Raw genomic sequence first — 19,918 nt, 5'->3', positions numbered from 1 at the left:
CGGGTCCGCGCCGCTCGCCCCTGCCTACCGGGCCTGCCCGCCGCCGAACACCTCCTCGACGAGCCTTCGCGTCGCCTTCTGGAACGCCTCGCCCAGGGACATCTCGGCGTCGTCGACGTAGTTCAGCGCGGCGACCAGGGTCTTGCCGCCGCCTGGCGTGCCGTACATCAGCGCCGCGTGGCCGGCCATGCCCCCGTTGTGGGAGATGACGGTGCCGCCCTCCGTGGTCAGTACGAACACCCCCAGGCCGTAGTCCATGTCCGGGATGCCCGTCGGGTGCGGGGCGCACATCTCGGCCAGCAGCGGGGCCGGCAGGAGCCTGCCGCCCAGCAGCGCGGAGAAGAACGTGTGCAGGTCCTGGATGGTCGAGATCATGTCGCCGCCGCTGGAGATCCAGGAGGGGTCCTGGCGGGTGACGTCGACCGTCTTCCGCTCGCCGGCCTCCTCGTACCGGTAGTAGGCGTGCGCGTGCGGCTCGGGGATCTCCGGCCGGCCGGTCGGCACCGTGGTGCCCGACAGCCCGAGCGGATCCAGGATCAGCCGCCGCATCTCCTCGGCGACCGGGCGGCCGGTGACCTTCTCGATCAGCAGCCTCAACAGCACGTAGTTGGTGTTGGAATAGCTCCAGCCCGTCCCCGGCTCGAACCGCGCCGGCTTGGACAACGCCAGTTCCACCAGCTCCTGCGGCCGGTAGCTCCTGAACCTGTTGTCCACCCACTCCTGGCCCGCGGTCGTGGCGGGGATCCCCGGCACGTACGTCCCGTCGTCGTAGTACTCGCCGGTGAAGTTGAACACGCCGCTGGTGTGCCGCAGCAGCATCCGCACCGTGATCCGCTCGTCCAGCCCGAACCCGGGCAGGTAGTCCGCCGCCGGGGTGTCCAGCCCGATCGTGCCCTCGGCCACCAGTCGCAGCACCAGGGCCGCGGTGAAGGTCTTGGTGTTGCTGCCGATACGGACGTGCCCGTCGATCGGCGGCCTGTCGGTCCCGCCCAGCTCGGCTACCCCGGCGCTGCCGGTCCACGCGCCTCGCTCGTCGTGCACGCGCAGCGTCATCCCGGTGAAACCGGAATCGACGATCTCCTCGATGACCTTCCGCAGCTCCGGGCGGTCCTGGTCGGTAAGGGTGACGGACATGGTGGTGTGCTCCTTCGGCAGTGAACTGAACGGACAGGGGGGCCGCGCCTGGGGCGGCCCTCTTACAGGCTGCGAGCGGTGACGTCGCCGTAGGCGGTGGTCGCGTGGATGGACAGGGCGGCGTCGGCGCCGTCGGTGTTCCTGAGCGCGTTGTGGATCCGGCCGGAGGCGGTGCCGGCGTCCAGGGTGGCGGAGACCCCGCGGGCGGCGCCGACGTAGATCCCGCCGGCCTCGGTGCGCAGCGTGACCGTGCCGCGCACGGCCTCGGTGACGTGGAGGTCGCCCTTCTGGGTGCTGATCTCCGCGGGGCCGCCCAGACGGTCGACCGAGAGGTCGCCGGCGAGGAGGGTGAGACGGGCGCTCGCGGCCTCGTCGAGCTTGACCAGGCCCTGCGCGCCCTCGAAGACGACGTCGCCGAGCCGTCCGACGCCCCGGAGCTCGGCGCTGGCCGTCTTCGCCTCAACGCGGGAGCCCGCGGGCAGCCGGACCGTGACCTCGACGGATCCGGAGGCGCCGAGGAGTTGGTTCTTCGCCTCCGGGGCCTTGATCCGCAGAACGCCGTCGCCGTACGCGACCTCGGTCCGCTCGGCCGCCTTCACGTCGCGGCTCTTCGAGGCGTTCGCGGGGAGGACCTCGACCACGGTGTCGGCCCGGTCGGCGGCGATGAACCGGATGCGGCCGGCGGGGATGTCGAGGACGGCGGTCACCGGCGTGGGGGTGTCGAACTTCCGCATCGTGTCTTCCTTCGGCTCGTTGTTTCTGATGTTGGAAACACTACGTTGCATTTCCGGATGCGGCAATCTCTTCGTTGCACTCAATGCTTATAACTACAGGTCGCAGCCGATAAATTGTTGCAATGGTTTTGAATTCAATGCAATGATCATCAATCTGGCCGTTGCAATGTCTTGGAAATGAACGCTATGCTGGGGCTTCCGCAGACCACGAGGGGGACCCCGATGCCGGGAGGCAGACTCACCCAGCAGGACCGCCAGAAGATCGCGCTGGGGCTGGCCGACGGTCTCGCCTACGCGGAGATCGCCAGGGGCCTCGACCGTCCGACCTCGACGATCACGCGTGAGGTGATGCGCAACGGCGGCCCCACCGCCTACCGCGCCGACTTGGCCCACCGCGCCACCGAACACCGCACCCACCGCCGTAGGCGCCCCGCGCCCCGGGACCCCAACGCGCCCCAGCGGGCGCACGGACGCGATGACGAGGCCGTGCGCGCGTACGAGGAGGTGCTCGCCACCGTCTTCATGCAATCGGGCCTGCCGAAGATGACGGCCCGGGTGCTGGCCGGCCTCTACACCACCGACACCGGCAGCCTCACCGCCTCCGAGCTCGCCGGGCGCCTCCAGATCAGCCTGGCGTCCGTCTCCAAGGCGATCACGTTCCTCGAAAGCCAGGGCCTCATCCGCCGGGAACGCGACGAACGCCGCCGCGAGCGCTACGTCGTCGACGACGACGTCCTGTACCAGTCGACGATGGCCAGCGCCCGCGCCACCGCCCACCTCGGCGAGGTCGCCCGGCAGGGCGTCGGCGTCATCGGCCCCGGCACCCCGGCCGCCGCCCGCCTGGAGAACATCGCCCGCTTCGTCGACTTCGTCTCCGAGAGCATCGCCCGCGCCGCGGACCAGGCCCGCGAGATCCTCCACACGAAACCCGAAACGACCTCGGACTGAACCGCGCCGCGTTCGATGTGCCCCAGGTTCCGCGGAACGCTCCGAAGAGATCTTGCGCTCGGAGGACGACCGCTCTTCGCGAATGCCGTTGATCCGGCGGCCGCGATCGGCCGATCGCCGTGACGGTGATGGGGAACGGAGATCGGGCCTCGGCGAGGATCGTGCCGGCGGCGAGGTCGGCGGGCAGGTACGAGGTGGCGAGCTGGAGCACGCGGCCGGTGGCGGGATCGCCCATGACGAGGTCACGGATCACGACCGTCTCCACCGGGAACAGTCCTCCGTCGAACATGGATCAGCGGGACAGGCCGTCAGGCAGGCCGAGTTCGGCGGCGAGTGCCTCCAGGAACTCGACCTGGTCGTCCGGGGCGATGGGTTTGAGGTTGAGGGTGAGGTGCATCTCGTCGGCGCCGGCCTTCGCGGCGCGGTCGAGGTCGGTCAGCACGGCGTCCGTGAACGTGGCGGGCGTGATCGGGGTGCCGGGGTGTGCCTGGATCGTGTTCACCACGACCGTGCCGGTGCCGCCCGCGTCCCGGTACCACCGGATCCTGGTGCGGGTCTCGTCCCAGTCCAGGGCAACGGTGACGAAGCCGTCGCCGATGCGCGCGGCCCGTTCGACGGTGTGCCGGGTCAGGGCGCCGATGAACAGCGGGATGGTGCTTTTGAAGGGCTTCGGCCCGACCAGGGACGGCGGGATGTCGTAGAACCGGCCGTGATGCTCGACGGGGTCGGGGCCCCAGCAGGCCCGCATCGCGGCCACGTGCTCGGCGAAACCGGCACCCCTGCGGGAGGCGGGCACGCCCGCCGCGACGAACTCCTCGGGGATGTAGCGCGGCGGCTCCATCGTGCCGCCGCCCTGGCCGATCCCGGCGTCGAGGCGGCCACGGGACAGCCGGTCGAGCGTGGCGAGCCTGCGGGCGAGGACGACGGGCGGCTGGAAGATCGAGTTCACGATCCCGGTGCTCACCCGGATCCGTTCCGTGTGGGCGGCGGCCCAGGTCAGCATCTCCAGCGAGTCCCAGACATGGGACTCGGGCAGGCCCGCGTCGTTGGTCCAGTCCGGCCCGACGGGCATGAGCAGCCGTTCGCTGACGGACACGGCGTGGAAGCCGAGCCGCTCGGTCGCCCGCGCCACGGTGACGACGGCGTCGGGACCGGCGTGCGGCCCGAAGTGCGGCAGGCTGACGCCGATGCGGGGAAGGCTCATCTTCGTTCTCCGATGGTCGTTGGGGTACGCCTTTCGAAGAGTGGTCGGAGTGACCGCGGGAATCTTGCTGTCTTTCCCGGACCTTCCCGGATGGGATACCGGGGGCGCGGCGCGGTCCGTCCCGGACGCCGCCGCGGGTTCTCACGGGCGCGGAGTTGACCGAACCCGGGGGCGATGTTCAGCCGGGCGCAGGTCATCCGGAGTGATCAGCGGGGATTGACTGACCTTGAGGGAAAAGTCCTGCTCAGCCTGGGGGATTGTTCCCAGCGGGAGCGGGCGGGCCGCGACGCGGCGGGGGAGTAGGACGTGGAGCTGCGCCGCCTCGCCGGTGCGGAGGCCCGCGATGCCGGCGCGTCCGGTGCCATGATCGTCCAGGGGACCACCGGCCGGCGGATCGACGCCGGCGGCGGCCTGCGGCTGTGGGCCGGCGAGGCGAGCGATCCCTTCTGGATCGAACCCGACGTCCTCGCCGCGATCGGCAAGGCCTTCGCTGAAGGCGCCAGGGCCGACCTGTCCTCGTGGGACCCGGCGGGCGCGAAGAACCTGTTCGTCGGGAACAGGGTGTACGCCATCGTGCTGGAGGTCCCCGACGGCGACCTGCTTCCCGTCGCCGGTGACGACCGGCGCGTCGGCGCCTACGGCACCGCCGAGGACCCGCGGGCGTACGGCAGGTCGGTCGCCGACAGGATCTTCCCCAACGTGCTGCCGTACACCGTCGGCACCCCGGCGGTCTACGGCTTCGCCGGGTGGAACGGCCGCTCGCTCACCGACAACGCGCCGGACGTGATGTTCTCCCTCGCCACCAACACCGCGCTCACGATCGGCCTGATGAGCGACTCGGTCGCCGCCAGGCCGACCCGGACCTTCCCCTACGTCCCGTCGGCCGGCTGACCGTCAGGACTCGTCGCCCTGGTCGCTCACCGAGATGGCGCCCGAGGGGCACAGCTGCCGGGCCCGGCGGACGGCGGCGTGCAGCTCGGGCGGGGGCGTGTCGTCGAGGAGCACGACGGTGCCCTCGTCCTCGCTCTGGTCGAAGACCTCGGGCGCGGTGAGCACGCACATGCCCGCTCCGATGCACCGCGCCACGTCCGTGGTGACCTTCATGTCCCCTCCTACCATCTGACCGGCAGCTCCCGTACACCGTAGATGGACATCGTGTCCCGCATCGGGACCTCCTCCGCCGGCACGGCGAGGCGCAGGCCGGGGAAGCGGTCGAACAGCATCGGGAACGCGGTGCGCATCTCCACGCGGGCGAGCTGCTGGCCGAGGCACTGGTGCAGCCCGTGCCCGAACGTCAGGTGCCCGGTCGCGGGGTTGGTGATGTCCAGGTGGTCGGGGTCGGAGAAACGCGCGGGGTCGCGGTTGGCGGCCAGGAGCGAGAGGGTCACCGGGTCTCCGGCCCTGATGAGCTGCCCCTCCACCTCGACGTCCTCCAGGGCCGCGCGGAGCGGGCCGACGTGGATGATCCCGAGGTAGCGCAGCAGCTCCTCGACCGTGTTGTCGATCAGCGAGGGGTCGGCGCGCAGCGCGGCGAGCTGGTCGGGGTGCTGGAGGAGGGCGAACGTGCCGAGGCCGAGCATGTTCGCGGTCGTCTCGTGCCCGGCGGCGAGCAGCAGGAACCCGATGTTGCTCAGCTCCTGGTCGGTCAGGTCGCCGCTCGTGATCAATCCGCTGAGCAGGTCGTCGGCCGGGTCGGCCCGCTTGGCCTCGATGAGCCGGAGGAAGAACGCGCCGAAGCGGACGATCGTCGCGCGGATGTCCTCGACGGAGGACTCCAGGTTCAGCAGCACCGCGGTGGACCGCTGGAACTCGTCGCGGTCGGCGTACGGGACGCCGAGCAGCTCGCAGATCACCAGCGAGGGGATGGGCAGCGCGAACTCCCGCACCAGGTCCTGGGGAGGCCCGGCCTTCTCCATCGCGGCGAGCCGCTCCTCGGTGATCTCCTGGATCCTGGGCTCCAGCTGCTTCATCCGCCGCACCGTGAACTGCGCGGTGAGCGGCTTGCGGTAGCGGGTGTGGTCGGGCGGGTCCATCCGGATGAACAGGCCGGGGTCGGCCGGGCGGCGCATCTCCTGCATCAGCGGGAAGGGCACCGGGACGTTCAGCAGCTCGCGCCGGGAGCTGAACCGGGGGTCGGCGAGGATCGCCCGTACGGCGGAGTAGCCGGTCACCAGCCAGCCCGTCGTGCCGTCCGGGTACGCCATCGGGGCGACGGGCCGCTCCTCGCGCAGCGAGGCCAGGCGCTCGGGCGGTTCGAAGGGGCTGGGACGTCCGAAGGGGAAGGTGACCGCTTCCGGGTGGGCGGGGTGGGACTGTGTCATCTCGCGCTCCTCTGCGGTGATGCGCTTCGTCCCATCCAGAAAACTACATCGTGTGCAAAATTACAATAGGTGCAAAGTATGCTCAGATGCATTAAGCTGCTCGCATGAGTGAGGTCCCGGGACTGCGCGAACGCAAGAAGCTCCGCACCCGGCACGCGCTCATCGCCGCCGCACTGGAGCTCTTCATGGAGAAGGGCTACGAGCAGACCACCGTCTCGGAGATCGCCGCGGCCGCCGACGTCTCGACGCGCACCTTCTTCAGCTACTTCGCGAGCAAGGAAGACGTGATCTTCTCCAACACGCGCGACGGCCTCGATCGCGTGCTGCGGGTGGTCGCGGAGCCCCGTCCGGGAGACCGGGCGATCGACCTGCTGACCCGTGCCGTCACCTCCGTCTTCTCCGAACTCGTCCTCGACGGGCAACTGCAGAGGGAGATAGGCCCGGTCAACTACCTCGTCATGACCGTCCCCTCGTTGCGGGCGCGTAGCCTGCTGCTCCTCTTCGAGGGCCAGCGGGAGCTCGCCGAGGCCCTGCACCGGGCATGCCCGGAGGAGCTGAGTCTCGTCGAGGCGTCGGCGGCCGTCGGCGCGGTGATCGGCGGCGGCAAGCTCGCCGCCTTCGTCAGCATGAGCAACGGCGCCTCACCGGAGGAGATGCTGGAGTCCGGTCGCCGGGCCACCGAGTACGCCCTGTCGGCCCTTCGCGCCGCCGCCTCGCGGGTGTCCTGACCTCGTCCCGTCTCGCGGGCATTGCCTCGTCCCGCCTGCCTTCCGCGCCGCCCCCCTTCGCCGTCCCGGCCTCGCCCTTCTCCCCGCGTCGCGCACGGCCACGCCGCTCCATACCTCGGACCGGCGGATCTCCCTGGTATGCCGCCGGTGACGCTTTCGCGTCTACGCTGACGTGACATGGCGACGTCCTCTCCCACCGCGGTCCTGCTGAGGGAGAGGCGCTTCGTCCTGCTCGCCTCGGCTCGGACGATCTCCGTGCTGGGGGACGGCTTCGCCCGGGTGGCCCTGGCGTTCGGCGTGCTCGCGATCCCCGGGAGCACCCCCGCGCAGCTGTCGCTGGTGCTCGCCTGCCAGGCCGTGCCGCAGCTGCTGCTCATCCTCGTCGGCGGAGTGCTGGCCGACCGGTTCTCCCGGTCAGGCCTGATGGTGATCGCCGACGTTCTGGGCACCGCCGCGTACGGTGGGCTGGCGGTGATGCTCCTGACCGGCGACGCGCCGATCCCGGCGGTGGCGCTGCTGGCGACCCTGGCGGGGGTGGCCACCGCCCTGTTCGTACCGGCGATGACCGGCGTGGTGCCGGAGGTCGTGCCCCGGGAGAGGCTGCAGGAGGCCAACGCGCTGCTCGGGGTCGCGAGGAACGGCGCCATGGTGCTGGGGCTGGCGCTGTCCGGTGTCGCCGTCGCCCTGGTCGGCGCCGGGTGGGCCCTGGCGCTCAACGCCGTCTCGTTCCTCGTCAGCGCCGCGCTGATCCGCGCCATGCGCCTGCCCCGGCGCCTCCGGGTGTCCATGGGATCCGGCTGGTCCGACCTGCGGCACGGCTGGCGGGAGTTCGTCTCACGCCAGTGGCTGTGGGTCGTGGTGCTCCAGTACGCCTTCGTCGTCGCCGCCGTCGGGGCCAACGTCGGCGTGCTCGGTCCCCTGATCGCCGAGCGGGACCTGGACGGAGCGAGCTCCTGGGCGCTGATCGTCACGGCCCAGGCGCTGGGAACCGTCGCGGGCGCGGGCCTCGCCGCGCGCCTGCGGCCCCGGCGCCCCATGCTCCTCGCCGTCCTGGCCACCTTTCCCACGGCGCTGCCGATGGTGCTCCTCGGAGCCGGGGCACCGCTGTGGACGATCGTGGCCGCGATGTTCGCCGCCGGGGTGGCCGGGGACGTGTTCGGCGTGCTGTGGACCACCACCATGCAGCGCGAGGTGCCTCCCGACGCGCTCTCCCGCGTCAGCTCCTACGACTGGTTCGGGTCCCTGGCCCTGGCGCCCCTCGGCATTCTCGTCGCCGGTCCCGTCGCCGCCGCCGTCGGTCCCGGCACCGCCCTTCTCGGCTGCTCCGGTCTCGTCGTGGTCGCCACGCTCGCGGCGCTGCTCTCCCCCCAGGTCCGCGCTCTCCGGGCGCCGGCCGCCGAGGAAGCCGTACGGCCCGCGTCTGGGGAGACCGCGGGCCGTACTCACACTCGGGAGGGCGGTTAGGGGTTGGGGACGGTGTCGACCCAGGTGGTCGAGGCGGAGCGGTAGCCGTTGACGCGGCTCAGGACGGTGGCGGGGGCGACGACCTCGTTCTTGGAGTGGTAGAACCAGTCGACCTGCTGGACGTAGTCACGCGAGGTCGAGCTGCCGACCAGGCCGCCGCTGATGAACCAGAGGTTGAAGTTCACCGACTGGACCGTCTCCGGGTAGTAGTCGCCGCCGTGCTCGGCGAAGAGGGCGCCGTCGATGTAGTACCTGATCTGGCCGCCGGAGACCTGGAGAACCAGGTCGTGCCAGCCCGCGTAGCTCTGCCTGACCTCGGTGTGCACGTTCACCGCCTGCCAGGGCTCGTTGCGGTAGGTCTCCCACGACGTGGCGTACATGATGTTGGCGGGCTCGCCCCAGCCGCCGTTGGGCAGATACTCGAAGTCCTGCTCGCTGTAGTCGGGGTCCATGTCGGCGGCGAGGGGGGTGATCGTGAAGAAGGTCTGCACGACGTGGTCCCCGTCGGGACCGCTGACCGGGGTGTCGGAGAACTTCACCCGGGCCGCGTAGGTGCCCTCCAGGAACTTGCGCTGGTGCAGCACCTCCGACTGCTGGGTGCCCGAGGCGGTGCCGTCGGTGACGGCCTTGAGCTGCAGCGCCTTGTTCGTCCCGGAGATCGTGGGGAAGGTCACGTTCTGCTTGGGCCAGCCGGCGCCGGGCACGCCGGGGCCACCGGCGTTGGTGCGCACGGTCCAGTTGTGCGCGGAGATGTTCGGGTCGTCGGCGTTGCTGTACGCGAAGTCGTCGAACACCACGCCGCTGCCCCCGGGAGGGTTCGTGATCGTGGGGGTGGGCGTCGGGGTCGGGTCGCCGCCGCCGCCCGAGGGGGAGGTGCCCCAGACCAGGGCGCCGTTCTGGTGGACGGTCACCTTGGTCCAGTCGCCGTACGTCGTGCGCGCCGGGCCGAAGGAGTAGTCGTCGCTCTGGGTCAGCCGCTGCCAGTCGGAGCGGTGGAAGCGCAGCTGCAGGTCGCCGGTCTGCGCCCCGACCGCGAGGTTCCCCGAGGTGAAGCCCACCTCCAGGTAGCGGTCGGCGGTGGCCGTGCCGGGGGAGAGCGTGCCGAAGGTCCCGGTGACCGTGGAGCAGGAGACCACCGCCCACGAGCACGCGAAACGGTACTGCGGCGATCCGGCGTCCGCCTTGAAGTAGTAGCGGATCTTCACGCCGCTCAGCGACACGGCCGAGGTGCCGCCGTTGACCAGGTTGAACCACGGCTCGACCTGGTCGGCGGTCGCTCCGGTGGCGCTCGTCTTGTACTGGAGCCTGAGGGACTGCTGGGCGCTGGCCGGGTTGGCCGCGACGCCCACCATCGCGAGCAGCATGGCGGACACGAGCCCGCCGAGTAACAGCTTTCTGCGCACTTTCTTTCCTTTCCTGGGTGTTTCCCGGGAGGTGCCGGATCTAGGGGATGAGCGGGCCGCCGCGGACGCCCTGGGCGCTGAGCCGGGCGAGGTGCGGGCCGAGCCGCCGGAGGAAGTCGGGATAGTCGCCGGGCGAGCCCCAGGCGACCTCGGCGAAGGCGCACATCCTGGGCAGGGCCATGAACTCGACCCGTTCCGGCGTGGGCATGTACTCGGTCCACAGCTGGCACTGCACGCCCCGCGCGGCCGGGTCGGGTGCGAACGCGTAGGTGTCGGCCAGGGTGAGGACGCTCTCCTGGACGGTCGGCCGGTCCGGATCGGCCGGATGGTCGTCGAAGGGCGCGGCCGAGGGGCGGTAGTCGAAGTAGGTCCGCGTGTGCGGCGCCAGGATGATGTCGTTGCCGCCGCGCTCGGCCTGCTCGTCGCGCCAGACCATGACGGTCGTGCCGGGGGTGGGCTCGCGCTCGGGCTCGTCCCAGCAGACCAGCTTGCGCGAGTGCTTCTCCAGGTGCGCGGCCATCCGGCCGATGAACCAGGCGCACGCGTCCCGGGGGCCCGCCAGCCCCAGCTCCGCCAGCCGCTGCCGCGCCCGGGGGCTGCGCTCCCACTCGGTGGTGGGGCACTCGTCCCCTCCGACGTGCACGTACGGGCTCGGGAAGAGCTCGCAGACCTCGTCGAGCACGTCCTGGCAGAAACGGACGGTGGACTCCTCGAGGTTGAGGACATGCTCGCTGATCCCCCACTCGGACCAGACCTCCACCGCGCGGGACGGGTCGTTGCCCAGGTGCGGGTAGGCGGCGATGGCGGCCTGGGCGTGGCCGGGCATCTCGATCTCGGGCACCACGGTGACGAAGCGTTCCGCCGCGTACGCGACGATCTCCCGTATGTCGTCCCGCGTGTAGAAGCCGCCGCGCCGGGCGCCGACCTCGGTGAGCAGGGGGTGGCGCTCGATCTCCAGGCGCCATCCCTGGTCGTCGGTGAGGTGCAGGTGCAGCACGTTGAGCTTGTGCTCGGCGAGCAGGTCGACGAGGCGCAGGACGAACGCCTTGGGCATGAAGTGCCGGGCGACGTCCAGCATCACCCCGCGCCAGGCGAACCTCGGCCGGTCCTCGATCGTCCCGTAGGGGATCAGCGGCCCCAGCTGGGAGAGGGTCCGCGTGCCGTAGAAGCGGCCGGCCGGGCCGCCGGCGGTGAGCTCGACGCCGGAGGGGGAGACGTCGAGGCGGTAGCCCTCCTCGTCGAGGGACGGGTCGTCGGGCATCAGCCGCAGGAGGTCCCGCCGGAACGCGACGGAGCCTCCGTCGACGGCCACTTCCCGTGGCCTCGGAATGATCACGTTGGTCTTCCCTTCGCGGCGTCCCGGGAGGGCACGCCTGTGGACGGTGGGAGGGAGGGCATGGCTGTGAGGGGGCAGGACTGTGGGGGCACGGCTGTGAGGGGGCACGGCTGTGAGGGGGCATGGCGACAGGAAGGCGTGGCGGTGGGAGAGCGGGGCGGGGAGCAGGTCGTGGCGGGGGGCAGGGTGTGGCGGGGAGAGGGCCCGGGTAGGCCCGCTCACCCCTTGACGGCGCCGGCGATCATTCCCGAGGTGACCCTGCGCTGCAGGACGAGGAAGATCAGCAGCACCGGCAGCATGAAGAGGGTCGAGGCGGCCATGGTGGCTCCCCAGTCGGTGCCGAAGACGTTGCTGAAGGAGGAGAGCCAGACCGGCAGGGTCCGGTCGTCCTGGTTCTTGATGATCAGTGCGTTGGCGAAGGCGAACTCGTTCCACGCGGTGATGAAGCCGAACAGGCAGGTGGACATCAGGCCGGGGGCGAGCAGCGGCAGGACCACCCGGCGGAAGGCGGTCGCCCGGTCGCACCCGTCCATCAGCGCCGACTCCTCCAGTTCGGGGGGGATGGCGGCGAGGAACCCGCGCAGGGTCACGATGGTGAACGGCAGCGTCGTCATGAAGTAGATCAGGGTGAGCATCGACAGCTTGTCGAGCATGTTGGTGTCGCGGGCGATGATGAACATCGACACCAGCAGTGCCTCCCAGGGGGCCATCTGGGCGATGAAGACCATCAGGATGAACGCCTTGCGCCCGCGCCAGCGCATCCGGGCCACCGCGAACGCGGCGAGCAGCGCGACCACCAGGGCGAGAAGCACCGCGCTCGCGGTGACGGTGAGGCTGTTACGCCAGAACGTCCAGAAACCGTCCGCGCTCACCGCGGTCGCGAAGTGATCCAGGGTGGGGTCGGCGGGCCAGAAGGTCGGGGTCTGCGACTGGATGTCCCTGGTGGGCTTGAACGCGGTCAGCACCATCCAGTAGACGGGGAAGACCGAGACGGCCAGCACGGCCAGGGCCGCCAGGTTCAGCGGCGCGCGGCGCAGCAGGCGGCCGGGTGTCAGGCGGACGGGCGGTGTGCGGCCGGGTGTCAGGCGGCCGGGCGTCAGGACTGTCACGGTTCCTCCCCTTCGTGCTTGAGCATCCGCCGGAGGTGGGTGACCAGCAGGGCGATCAGGATCAGCACGGTGAGGGTGGAGATCGCCGAGCCGAGGTCGTACTTGTGGAGCGACTGCGCGACCTGGAACGCGTAGACGGGCAGCGTGGTGGTGGCCTCTCCGGGGCCGCCCTTGCTGATCGCCCAGATCTGGGCGAAGCACTTGAACACCCAGATCACCTCCAGCGAGGCGATCAGCCCGAAGAGCGGTCGCAGGATGGGGAAGGTGACGGCGGTGAAGACCTGCCGCCCGCTCGCGCCGTCGATCCGCGCGGCCTCGTACAGCTCGGAGGGGATGGTGGTCAGCCCCGCGTAGAGGGTGAGGGCGGCGAACGGCACGGACTGCCAGACGACCAGGGCGACCAGGATGGCGAAGGTGGACGTGCCGTCGGCGAACCAGGTGTAGTCCCTGAAGGACTCGAACCCCAGCGTGACCAGCAGCCAGTTGACCACCCCCAGCCGCGACTGGAACAGCCACTGGAAGATCGTGGTGGCGGCGAGGACGGGGGTGGCCCAGGTGAGCACCAGGCCGCCCAGCACGGCCAGGCGCATCCCCCGGCCCAGGCGGGCGATCATCAGGGCCACCGCGGTGGAGATGACCATGATCAGGACGACGTTGACGGCCGTCCAGACCAGGGTCCTGCGCACCACGGCCCAGAACTCCGCCCCGCCGAGCACCTCCGCGTAGTTGCCCAGGCCGACGAACTCCGCGCCGCCCCGGATGAGTTCACCGGTCCTGAAGTGCTGGAAGGAGATGACGACGCTGCGGATCAGCGGGTAGAGCAGCAGGTAGGCGGTACCCGCCAGGGTGGGCGCGATCAGCAGGTAGGGCCAGAGACCGGCGATCCTGGACGGCCGCGCCCCGGAGCGCGCCGAGGACGGTCCCGGCCGCTCGGGCGGTCCCGGTCGTCCGGACTGCCCGGACTGTTCGGGCTGCTCGGGTGCGGAGGCGTCCCGGTCGCGGGCGCGCCGCCGTGTCGGGCGCCCCGCCGGGGCCTGGGGGGCAGCGGGCATGGCACTCCTCGAAGCGGGCGAGCGGTACGGACGGGTGGGGATCCGGCGCGGTCTCCCGCGGGCCGGTGCGCGGTGGACAGGTGTCAGGACTTGGTGTTGAGGATCTCGGCGATGCCCTGGTCCACCGCGGTGGCCTCGGTGGCGGGGTCGCCTCCGGTGAGCACCCTGGTCAGATACTCCTTGATCAGGTTCTTGGCCTCGACCGCCGCCCAGTTGGGGGAGTTGGGGGTGGCGTGCCCGTTGGCGGCGCCCGCGGCCATCGCGGCCGTCGCCTCGTTGTCGCTCAGCACGCCGGCGAGGGAGACGCGGTTGGGCACGTAGCTCATCTCCTTGGCCATGTCGGTCTGGAACTTCTCGCCCGCGAGCGCCTTGACCACCTCGTACGCCGCCTCGGGGTTCTTCGACGCCTCGGGGATGACCAGGTCGGAGCCGCCGGTGAACACCGCGCCCGGCTTGTCGGCGGTCTTGCCGGGGATGGGGAAGAACCCGAGCTTGCCCTTGAGGTCCGGGTTGGCCTTCTCGATCGCCACCGCGCCGCCCGGGGCGGAGATGAGCTGGGCGACGTCGCCCTTGGCGAAGACGTCGGCCTGCGGCGGCCTGGCCTCGTCGGAGTCCTTGGGGCCCTTGCCCAGCGCCTGGAGCTTCCGGTAGAACTCGACCCCGGCCTGCGCCTGGGGGGTGCCGAGGCCGCCCTTCCAGGTGCCGCCCTCGTTGACGGCGAGGTCGCCGCCCTCGTCCCAGATGAATCCCGCGAGGGTGTACCAGTTCTGGCCGGGCAGGTAGATGCCCTGGTCACCGCCCTTGTCGAGCTTGGCCGTGACCTCCAGCCACTCGTCCCTGGTCTTGGGCGGCGAGGTGATCGAGGCCTTGGCGAACAGGTCCTTGTTGTAGATGACCACCCGGTTCGCGGCGTACCACGGGATGCCGTACTGGCGTCCGTCGATCTTGCCGGGTTCCGCCAGGCCGGGCAGCCAGTCGGCGCCGCCCAGATCGGTGATCTTGTCGGTGAGGTCCTTCACCCCGCCGCTGGCGGCGTACTCGGCGACCTGGGTGTTTCCGACCTCGATGACGTCCGGGGCGTCGTTGCTGGCCAGAGCGCTGGTGACCCGCTGGCCGATGCCGTCCCACTCCTGGATCTGGATGTCGAGGGCGACGCCGGGGTGGGCCGCCTGGTAGTCGGTGCGGAAGCGGTCGAGCAGGGCGTCGGAGAAGCTGTCGCGCATGACCCACACGGTCAGGTTCGTGGTGCCCTGTCCGGTGCCGGCCGAGCCGGGCGAGTCCGTGGAGGGGGACGGCCCGGAGGAGCCGCATGCGGTGAGGCCTGCGGCGAGTGTCAACACTGCCGCGGTGGCGCGGAGGCGGTACCCCATCGGTACTCCTAGAGGTCAGATATTGGTAAGTAATTGGCCTGCTCCGCATAGGGTGGCTCTTACCACTTCTGTCGTCAAGGCCTGTTTTTTCGGGGACGAGAGGTAACAAATAGGTAAGGTCTTGGTAAGCTGAGGCGGTGACTCTAAACATGAGGTCCGGGCTCAAGCGCGACCGGGTGCGCGACGTCCTGCTCGACTTCATCGCCGACATGAAGCCGGGCGAGGCGATCCCCTCCGAGCGGGATCTCTGCAAGGAGCTCGGGGTCTCCCGGCCCACGGTGCGCGCGGCGATCGACGATCTGGTCATGTCGGGGCTGCTCGTCCGCGAGCACGGGCGCGGCACGTTCACCGGACCGCACCGGGTCACCCAGGCACTGGCCTCGACCACGGGCAACTCGTTCTACGCGCCGCCCGCCGAGGGCAACTGGCTCAGCCGGATCCTGGAGTTCGGCTCCACCCCCGCGGGCGCCAGGCTCGCCGCCCGCCTCCAGCTCTCCCCCGCCGACCCCGTCCTGCGGGTCGTGCGGCTGCGCGTCGTCGACGACGAGCCGATGGCGATCGAGCGCATCCACCTGCCGTACGCCCTGGTCGACGGCCTGGTCCCGGCCGACATGGAGTCGGGCTCGTTCTACCGGCTGCTACGGGAACGTTTCAACGTCGACGTCCGCAGCGCCGTGCAGACGATAGAGCCCACCGTCACCGACGAGACCGAGGCCGAGCTCCTGCACGTCCCCCAGCACGCCCCGGCCCTGCTCTTCGAGCGCACCACCCGCGACGTCGGCGGCCGGATCGTCGAGTTCACCCGGTCGATCTACCGCGGCGACCGCTACCGGGTGACCTCCGAGCTGTCCTTCAACGCCGACTCCGGCTGATTCCCGTCTGGTCCCGGCCGGCCTCGGCCGACCCCGGGGCCCGCCCCGGCCGCCTCTCCTCGGGGGAGCCCGCCGGGCCGGGCATGAGCCCCGGTCCTTCCCTCATTTGATCGCGGCCAGATCCACGACGTACATCTTCTCCCCGAGCTGATAGGTGATCAGCCGGTCGAAGCCGATGTCGGGGATGCGCATGCCTCCTCTCTTGTCCCGTTGTATGCCTAGGTCGGAGGACGTGCCGGTGAGCAGGTCGTAGAGGAAGATGCCACCCTCCATGGGCATCCTCAGGTAGAACCGCTCCATGCCGGAATCGAACACCCGGACATCGAAAGGCACCGTCCGCTCCCCGGAACCGTCACGGTCGCGGACGAAGGCGCGTGGGTCGGATCCCTTGGGCACGCGCTGGCCGGAACACCGGTCGACGCCGCAGAAGACGAAGTTCTCGTCGGGCTTGACCACGGCGCCACGCCGCTCCCCCGTCTCGACGTTGAACAGCTCGCTGAAGTCGACATGCCTGTCCGGGGCGTCCCGATCGGTGTGGTGGCCCACCCAGGGCCACCGCAGGAGGTACTGCCCCTCGGTCCCCGGCACCGCCCGCGGCTCGCCGCCGCGCAGCGGCACCCGGTACACCCCGAAGCCGTCGCGGGTGAAGACCACGTCGGAGCCCACCACTTCCAACGCCTGGATGTGGCGGCCTTTTCTCGTGACGTCCAGGGAGACGTCGGTCACCTTTCGAGGGCTGCCGCCGCCGACGGGCACCGCCCAGATCCGCACGACCCGCTGCCGGCCCGGCTCCTTGTACGACGTCCACCAGACGATGTTTCCACCGCCCGCGGCGACGTCTTGGGAAGGGGACGTCGAATTCCCGGCCGGGATCTCGGCGATCCGCCGGGGCCTGCCGCTCTCCAGGTCGTAGCTCCACAGGAACTGCCTCCTCCCGTCACCCTTCGCCGTCTTGACGAGCAGCGTGCGGTCGTCGATGAGCAACTGCGGGATGTAAGCGCGGCCGTCGGGCAGCTTGACGGGTAGCTTGTGCAGGGCCTGCGGCCATACCCGCTCGATGGGCGGCGGCTTCTCCTCCGGTTTCAGGGTCGGCTGGGGCATCGGTCCCTGCGCGTCCGTGGCGTTCACCGCGGGCTGCTTCACGGCCGGCGAGCCCAGAACCCGCACCGCCGTACCCGCCCCACCGGCCACCACGACCACGGCCGCCGCCGCGAGCAGCGCGGCGGGCGCCCGCCGGGGGCGGCGGCGTGCCCGGACCGCCGCGGACAGCCTGGTCCTCGCCTGCTCGGGCACCTGGTCCGCCGCCCCGGCCAGAACGCGGGTGAGCTTGTCTTCGATGTCGGTCATCGCGTGCTCCCGTGGGCCGCAGGTGAGGTGGAGAGGGAGGACCGCAGCTTGTCCAGGCCGCGGGAGGCCTGGCTGCGCACGGTCCCCTGCGAGATGCGGAGCACCTCGGCGATCTCGGCGTCGGCCAGCTGCTCGTAGTAGCGGAGCACCAGCACGGCGCGCTGTCTGCGGGGCAGCGCGGCCAGCTCCTGCCAGAGCCCCTGGTCCTCCTCGGAGGGGAAGACCGCCTCCCAGGTCCGCTCGGGCGGCTCTTCGGTGAGATGCTCGCGCCTGCGCCGCCGCCAGATGCTGACGTGCAGCCGCGCCATCGTCGTCCGGGCGTAACCGTGCGCGTCGCTCTTGCGCCGCACCCTCGGCCAGGCGTCGCGCAACCGGGTCAGCGCCTCCTGCGCGAGATCGGCGGCGTCGTGGGGGTTGCCGGTCAGAACGTACGCGTAGCGGAGCAGAGCCTCACCCCGCTCGGCCGCGAAGTCGTCAAAACCGGGTTCGTCGTCCACATGCCGTCCCTTCTCCATCGTCATGGCCTAGACGCCGAAGAACCCGGAAACGTTGCACCGCGCCGTCGATGCGTACAGGCCGCGCTGGATGTCGGCGGGCGGCTCGGCTACCGAAATGCGGGCCAGTGCTTCGGCCTTCAGGCCGGGGGTGAAGGCCCGCGGGGGAGTGCCCGCCAGGGCGTGAGCGTGCCCTGATCTTCCAGGTCTTACCGCTCGGCCCACCATGCGTAGGGCACCAGGACGGCGCGGGGTTGCCCGTGTCGCTCCACGATGGTGGGTTCGCCGGTGAAGTGGGCGACGTCGATGGGGCGGCCCAACCGGTCGCGGAGGTGTCGAACACTCATACGTTCGGTCATGGAATTCATACGTTCGGTCATGAAGTCCGCGATACCTTTGGGGCCGTGCAGCTTCGTTACAACTACCGGCTCTACCCCGACGCCGACCAGCGTGTCGCGCTGGCCCGGGCGTTCGGGTGCGCCCGGGTGGTGTTCAACGACGGGTTGCGCGCACGCCAGGACGCCCGAGACCAAGGCCTGCCCTACCTCTGTGACGGGGAGCTGTCCAAGCGGGTCATCACGCAGGCGAAGCTCACTGGGGAGCGCGCGTGGCTGGGCGAGGTATCAGCGGTGGTTCTTCAGCAGGCGCTCGCCGATCTCAACACCGCCTACCGCACCTTCTTCGCCTCCCTGTCCGGTAAGCGTAAGGGTCGCACGGTGGGCCCGCCCCGGTTCAGGTCCCGCAAGGACAACCGGCAGAGCGTTCGGTTCACCAAGAACGCCCGATTCGTCGTCACGGTGGGCGGGAAGCTGCGCCTGCCGAAGATCGGGGAGGTGTCGGTCCGCTGGTCGCGTCCCCTGCCGTCGCAGCCGTCGTCGGTGACGGTGGTCAAGGACGCGTCGGGCCGTTATTTCGCGTCGTTCGTGGTCGAGACGACCGATGAGCCTCTTGAGCCTGTGCCGGACGTCGCGTCCGAGGTCGGTATCGACCTGGGGCTCACGCACTTCGCGGTGCTGTCGGACGGCCGGAAGATCAGCAACCCGCGCATCCTGCGGCGGGCGGCCAAGAAGCTCCGTAAGGCGCACAAGGCGCACAGTCGCACGCAGAAGGGTTCGGCGAACCGCGAGAAGGCCAGATTAAAGGTTGCCAGAGCGCATGCCACGGTGACCGACACGCGCCGGGACTGGGCACACAAGCTGTCCACCGCGTTGATCCGCGACAACCAAGCGGTGTACGTGGAGAACCTGGCGGTGTCCGGCTTGGCGCGCACGAAGCTGGCCAAGAGCGTGCACGACGCGGGCTGGTCGCAGTTCGTCGCCATGCTGGAGTACAAGGCGAAGCGGTACGGGCGGACTTTCGCGAAGATCGATCGGTGGTTTCCGTCGTCGAAGCTGTGCTCGGCGTGCGGCGTCCTCGCCGCGTCGATGCCGCTGGACGTCCGGTCGTGGATCTGCGCCTGTGGCGCGGCTCACGACCGGGACGTCAACGCGGCGATCAACATCCTGGCCGCCGGGCGGGCGGACAGGTTAAACGCTTGTGGAGGTGACGTAAGACCACCGCTCGCGGTGGCAGACGCCGATGAAGCAGGAAGCCTTCGGGGTGCCGCATGAGCGGCACCTGCGAGAATCCCCGACCTTCAGGCCGTGGAGCACGTCAAGTTCGTTCAGATGATGACCACCTCGGCTGTCCCGGTTCGGGGCGGTCTGCCCCGATGACATCCCTCGACGACCTGGTGGTCCGGGCGCGCTCCCTCGTACGGGAGGGGCGCCGCGCGCTGCTCGGCGTCACCGGAGGCCCGGGGGCGGGCAAGACCACCCTCGCCGAACACCTGGTCCGCCTGCTGCGGCCGGCGCCTCCCGAGGGGCTGCCGGAGCGGGAGTGGGTGGCGTACGTGCCGATGGACGGCTTCCATCTCGCCGACGTCGAGCTCGACCGGCTCGGGCGCCGCGACCGCAAGGGGGCCCCGGACACCTTCGACGCCGCCGGGTACGCGGCCCTCCTGCGCCGCCTGCGCGAGGACGAGGACGATCCGGTCTACGCGCCGGCCTTCGAGCGCGACCTGGAGCAGCCGATCGCCGGCAGCATCCCGGTCCCGCGGGCCGCCCGGCTCGTCGTCACCGAGGGAAACTACCTGCTGCTCGACCAGGGCGACTGGGTGCGCGTGCGGTCCTGGCTGCACGAGGTCTGGTACTGCGACCTCGACCCGGACGAGCGCGTGCGCCGCCTCGTCTCGCGGCACGAGCGCTTCGGCAAGGACCCCGACGCGGCGGTGGCCTGGGCGCTGGGAACCGACCAGCGCAACGCCGACCTCATCGCCACCACCCGCTCCCGCGCCGACCTCGTCGTCCCCGACGCCGTCCTGCGCTCGATCGGCGACAGCGAGACGGGGCCCGCTTGACGGA

Annotated in this window: 20 protein-coding genes; 7 read left to right on the top strand and 13 right to left on the bottom strand. The window is 70.6% G+C overall.

The window, feature by feature from the left end:
- Positions 1-24 precede the first annotated feature (24 nt).
- The gene (locus tag ACTOQ1_RS29920) at positions 25-1,134 is read right to left on the bottom strand and encodes a serine hydrolase domain-containing protein (protein WP_440071307.1); all 1,110 of its coding nucleotides are present in this window, start codon (positions 1,132-1,134) and stop codon (positions 25-27) included.
- Positions 1,135-1,196: 62 nt separating this feature from the next.
- A complete protein-coding gene (locus ACTOQ1_RS29915; RefSeq protein WP_440071306.1) occupies positions 1,197-1,868 on the bottom strand; it encodes a DUF4097 family beta strand repeat-containing protein in 672 nt (223 codons plus the stop codon).
- Positions 1,869-2,090: 222 nt separating this feature from the next.
- Between ACTOQ1_RS29915 and ACTOQ1_RS29910 the strand changes: the two genes are divergently transcribed.
- On the top strand, positions 2,091-2,816 hold the full coding sequence (locus ACTOQ1_RS29910) for a helix-turn-helix domain-containing protein (protein ID WP_440071404.1): 726 nt from the start codon (positions 2,091-2,093) through the stop codon (positions 2,814-2,816).
- Between the two features lie 292 nt (positions 2,817-3,108).
- Here ACTOQ1_RS29910 and ACTOQ1_RS29905 read toward each other — a convergent pair whose 3' ends face one another.
- Entirely contained in the window at positions 3,109-4,020 is a 912-nt protein-coding gene (locus ACTOQ1_RS29905; RefSeq protein WP_440071305.1) for a TIGR03619 family F420-dependent LLM class oxidoreductase, read from the bottom strand.
- Between the two features lie 306 nt (positions 4,021-4,326).
- On the opposite strand from ACTOQ1_RS29905, the gene ACTOQ1_RS29900 reads away from it, so the two are divergent.
- Entirely contained in the window at positions 4,327-4,911 is a 585-nt protein-coding gene (locus ACTOQ1_RS29900) for a hypothetical protein (protein ID WP_440071304.1), read from the top strand.
- A gap of 3 nt (positions 4,912-4,914) precedes the next feature.
- On the opposite strand, the gene ACTOQ1_RS29895 is transcribed toward ACTOQ1_RS29900, so the two are convergent.
- Together ACTOQ1_RS29895 and ACTOQ1_RS29890 are read right to left on the bottom strand one after the other, a co-directional pair.
- Positions 4,915-5,124, bottom strand: coding sequence for a ferredoxin (locus tag ACTOQ1_RS29895; protein WP_440071303.1), 210 nt, complete (start codon positions 5,122-5,124; stop codon positions 4,915-4,917).
- A gap of 8 nt (positions 5,125-5,132) precedes the next feature.
- Positions 5,133-6,341, bottom strand: a complete 1,209-nt coding sequence (locus tag ACTOQ1_RS29890) for a cytochrome P450 (protein ID WP_440071302.1) — start codon at positions 6,339-6,341, stop codon at positions 5,133-5,135.
- A 104-nt stretch (positions 6,342-6,445) separates the two neighbouring features.
- Between ACTOQ1_RS29890 and ACTOQ1_RS29885 the strand changes: the two genes are divergently transcribed.
- Together ACTOQ1_RS29885 and ACTOQ1_RS29880 are read left to right on the top strand one after the other, a co-directional pair.
- Positions 6,446-7,069, top strand: coding sequence for a TetR/AcrR family transcriptional regulator (locus ACTOQ1_RS29885; protein WP_440071301.1), 624 nt, complete (start codon positions 6,446-6,448; stop codon positions 7,067-7,069).
- A 177-nt stretch (positions 7,070-7,246) separates the two neighbouring features.
- Positions 7,247-8,533: an MFS transporter gene (locus ACTOQ1_RS29880; RefSeq protein WP_440071300.1), complete on the top strand. Its 1,287-nt coding sequence runs from the start codon at positions 7,247-7,249 to the stop codon at positions 8,531-8,533.
- Here ACTOQ1_RS29880 and ACTOQ1_RS29875 read toward each other — a convergent pair.
- The 5 genes from ACTOQ1_RS29875 to ACTOQ1_RS29855 all read right to left on the bottom strand — a co-directional run bounded on the left by ACTOQ1_RS29875 (position 8,530) and on the right by ACTOQ1_RS29855 (position 14,803).
- Positions 8,530-9,936, bottom strand: a complete 1,407-nt coding sequence (locus ACTOQ1_RS29875) for a cellulose binding domain-containing protein (RefSeq protein ID WP_440071299.1) — start codon at positions 9,934-9,936, stop codon at positions 8,530-8,532. The two genes, ACTOQ1_RS29880 and ACTOQ1_RS29875, sit on opposite strands and share 4 nt — an antisense overlap.
- A gap of 40 nt (positions 9,937-9,976) precedes the next feature.
- Complete coding sequence (locus ACTOQ1_RS29870; protein ID WP_440071298.1) at positions 9,977-11,272, bottom strand: beta-N-acetylhexosaminidase; 1,296 nt, start codon at positions 11,270-11,272, stop codon at positions 9,977-9,979.
- A gap of 218 nt (positions 11,273-11,490) precedes the next feature.
- The gene (locus ACTOQ1_RS29865) at positions 11,491-12,381 is read right to left on the bottom strand and encodes a carbohydrate ABC transporter permease (protein WP_440071297.1); all 891 of its coding nucleotides are present in this window, start codon (positions 12,379-12,381) and stop codon (positions 11,491-11,493) included.
- Entirely contained in the window at positions 12,378-13,433 is a 1,056-nt protein-coding gene (locus tag ACTOQ1_RS29860; RefSeq protein WP_440071296.1) for a carbohydrate ABC transporter permease, read from the bottom strand. The genes ACTOQ1_RS29865 and ACTOQ1_RS29860 overlap by 4 nt, the downstream gene beginning before the upstream one ends.
- Before the next feature lie 83 nt (positions 13,434-13,516).
- Complete coding sequence (locus tag ACTOQ1_RS29855; protein ID WP_440071295.1) at positions 13,517-14,803, bottom strand: extracellular solute-binding protein; 1,287 nt, start codon at positions 14,801-14,803, stop codon at positions 13,517-13,519.
- A gap of 137 nt (positions 14,804-14,940) precedes the next feature.
- Between ACTOQ1_RS29855 and ACTOQ1_RS29850 the strand changes: the two genes are divergently transcribed.
- The gene (locus ACTOQ1_RS29850; RefSeq protein ID WP_440071294.1) at positions 14,941-15,675 is read left to right on the top strand and encodes a GntR family transcriptional regulator; all 735 of its coding nucleotides are present in this window, start codon (positions 14,941-14,943) and stop codon (positions 15,673-15,675) included.
- Between the two features lie 102 nt (positions 15,676-15,777).
- Here the strand turns inward: ACTOQ1_RS29850 and ACTOQ1_RS29845 are convergent, their stop codons facing one another.
- The 3 genes from ACTOQ1_RS29845 to ACTOQ1_RS29835 form a co-directional block, all read right to left on the bottom strand.
- Positions 15,778-17,022, bottom strand: a complete 1,245-nt coding sequence (locus ACTOQ1_RS29845; RefSeq protein WP_440071293.1) for a TolB family protein — start codon at positions 17,020-17,022, stop codon at positions 15,778-15,780.
- A complete protein-coding gene (locus ACTOQ1_RS29840) occupies positions 17,019-17,519 on the bottom strand; it encodes a SigE family RNA polymerase sigma factor (protein ID WP_440071292.1) in 501 nt (166 codons plus the stop codon). The genes ACTOQ1_RS29845 and ACTOQ1_RS29840 overlap by 4 nt, the downstream gene beginning before the upstream one ends.
- Before the next feature lie 206 nt (positions 17,520-17,725).
- A complete protein-coding gene (locus ACTOQ1_RS29835) occupies positions 17,726-17,863 on the bottom strand; it encodes a type II toxin-antitoxin system Phd/YefM family antitoxin (protein ID WP_440071291.1) in 138 nt (45 codons plus the stop codon).
- 57 nt (positions 17,864-17,920) lie between these two features.
- Here ACTOQ1_RS29835 and ACTOQ1_RS29830 point away from each other — a divergent pair, with 57 nt between their 5' ends.
- Both ACTOQ1_RS29830 and ACTOQ1_RS29825 read left to right on the top strand, forming a co-directional pair.
- Positions 17,921-19,126, top strand: a complete 1,206-nt coding sequence (locus tag ACTOQ1_RS29830; RefSeq protein ID WP_440071290.1) for an RNA-guided endonuclease InsQ/TnpB family protein — start codon at positions 17,921-17,923, stop codon at positions 19,124-19,126.
- Between the two features lie 101 nt (positions 19,127-19,227).
- A complete protein-coding gene (locus ACTOQ1_RS29825) occupies positions 19,228-19,914 on the top strand; it encodes a nucleoside/nucleotide kinase family protein (protein WP_440071289.1) in 687 nt (228 codons plus the stop codon).
- The last annotated feature ends 4 nt before the right edge of the window (positions 19,915-19,918 follow it).

It is taken from the genome of Streptosporangium sp. OZ121, from assembly GCF_051918885.1.
Classification (GTDB): domain Bacteria; phylum Actinomycetota; class Actinomycetes; order Streptosporangiales; family Streptosporangiaceae; genus Streptosporangium.
Note: the sequence above shows the minus strand (reverse complement) of the source record. Positions and strands in the feature narration are given on the sequence as shown.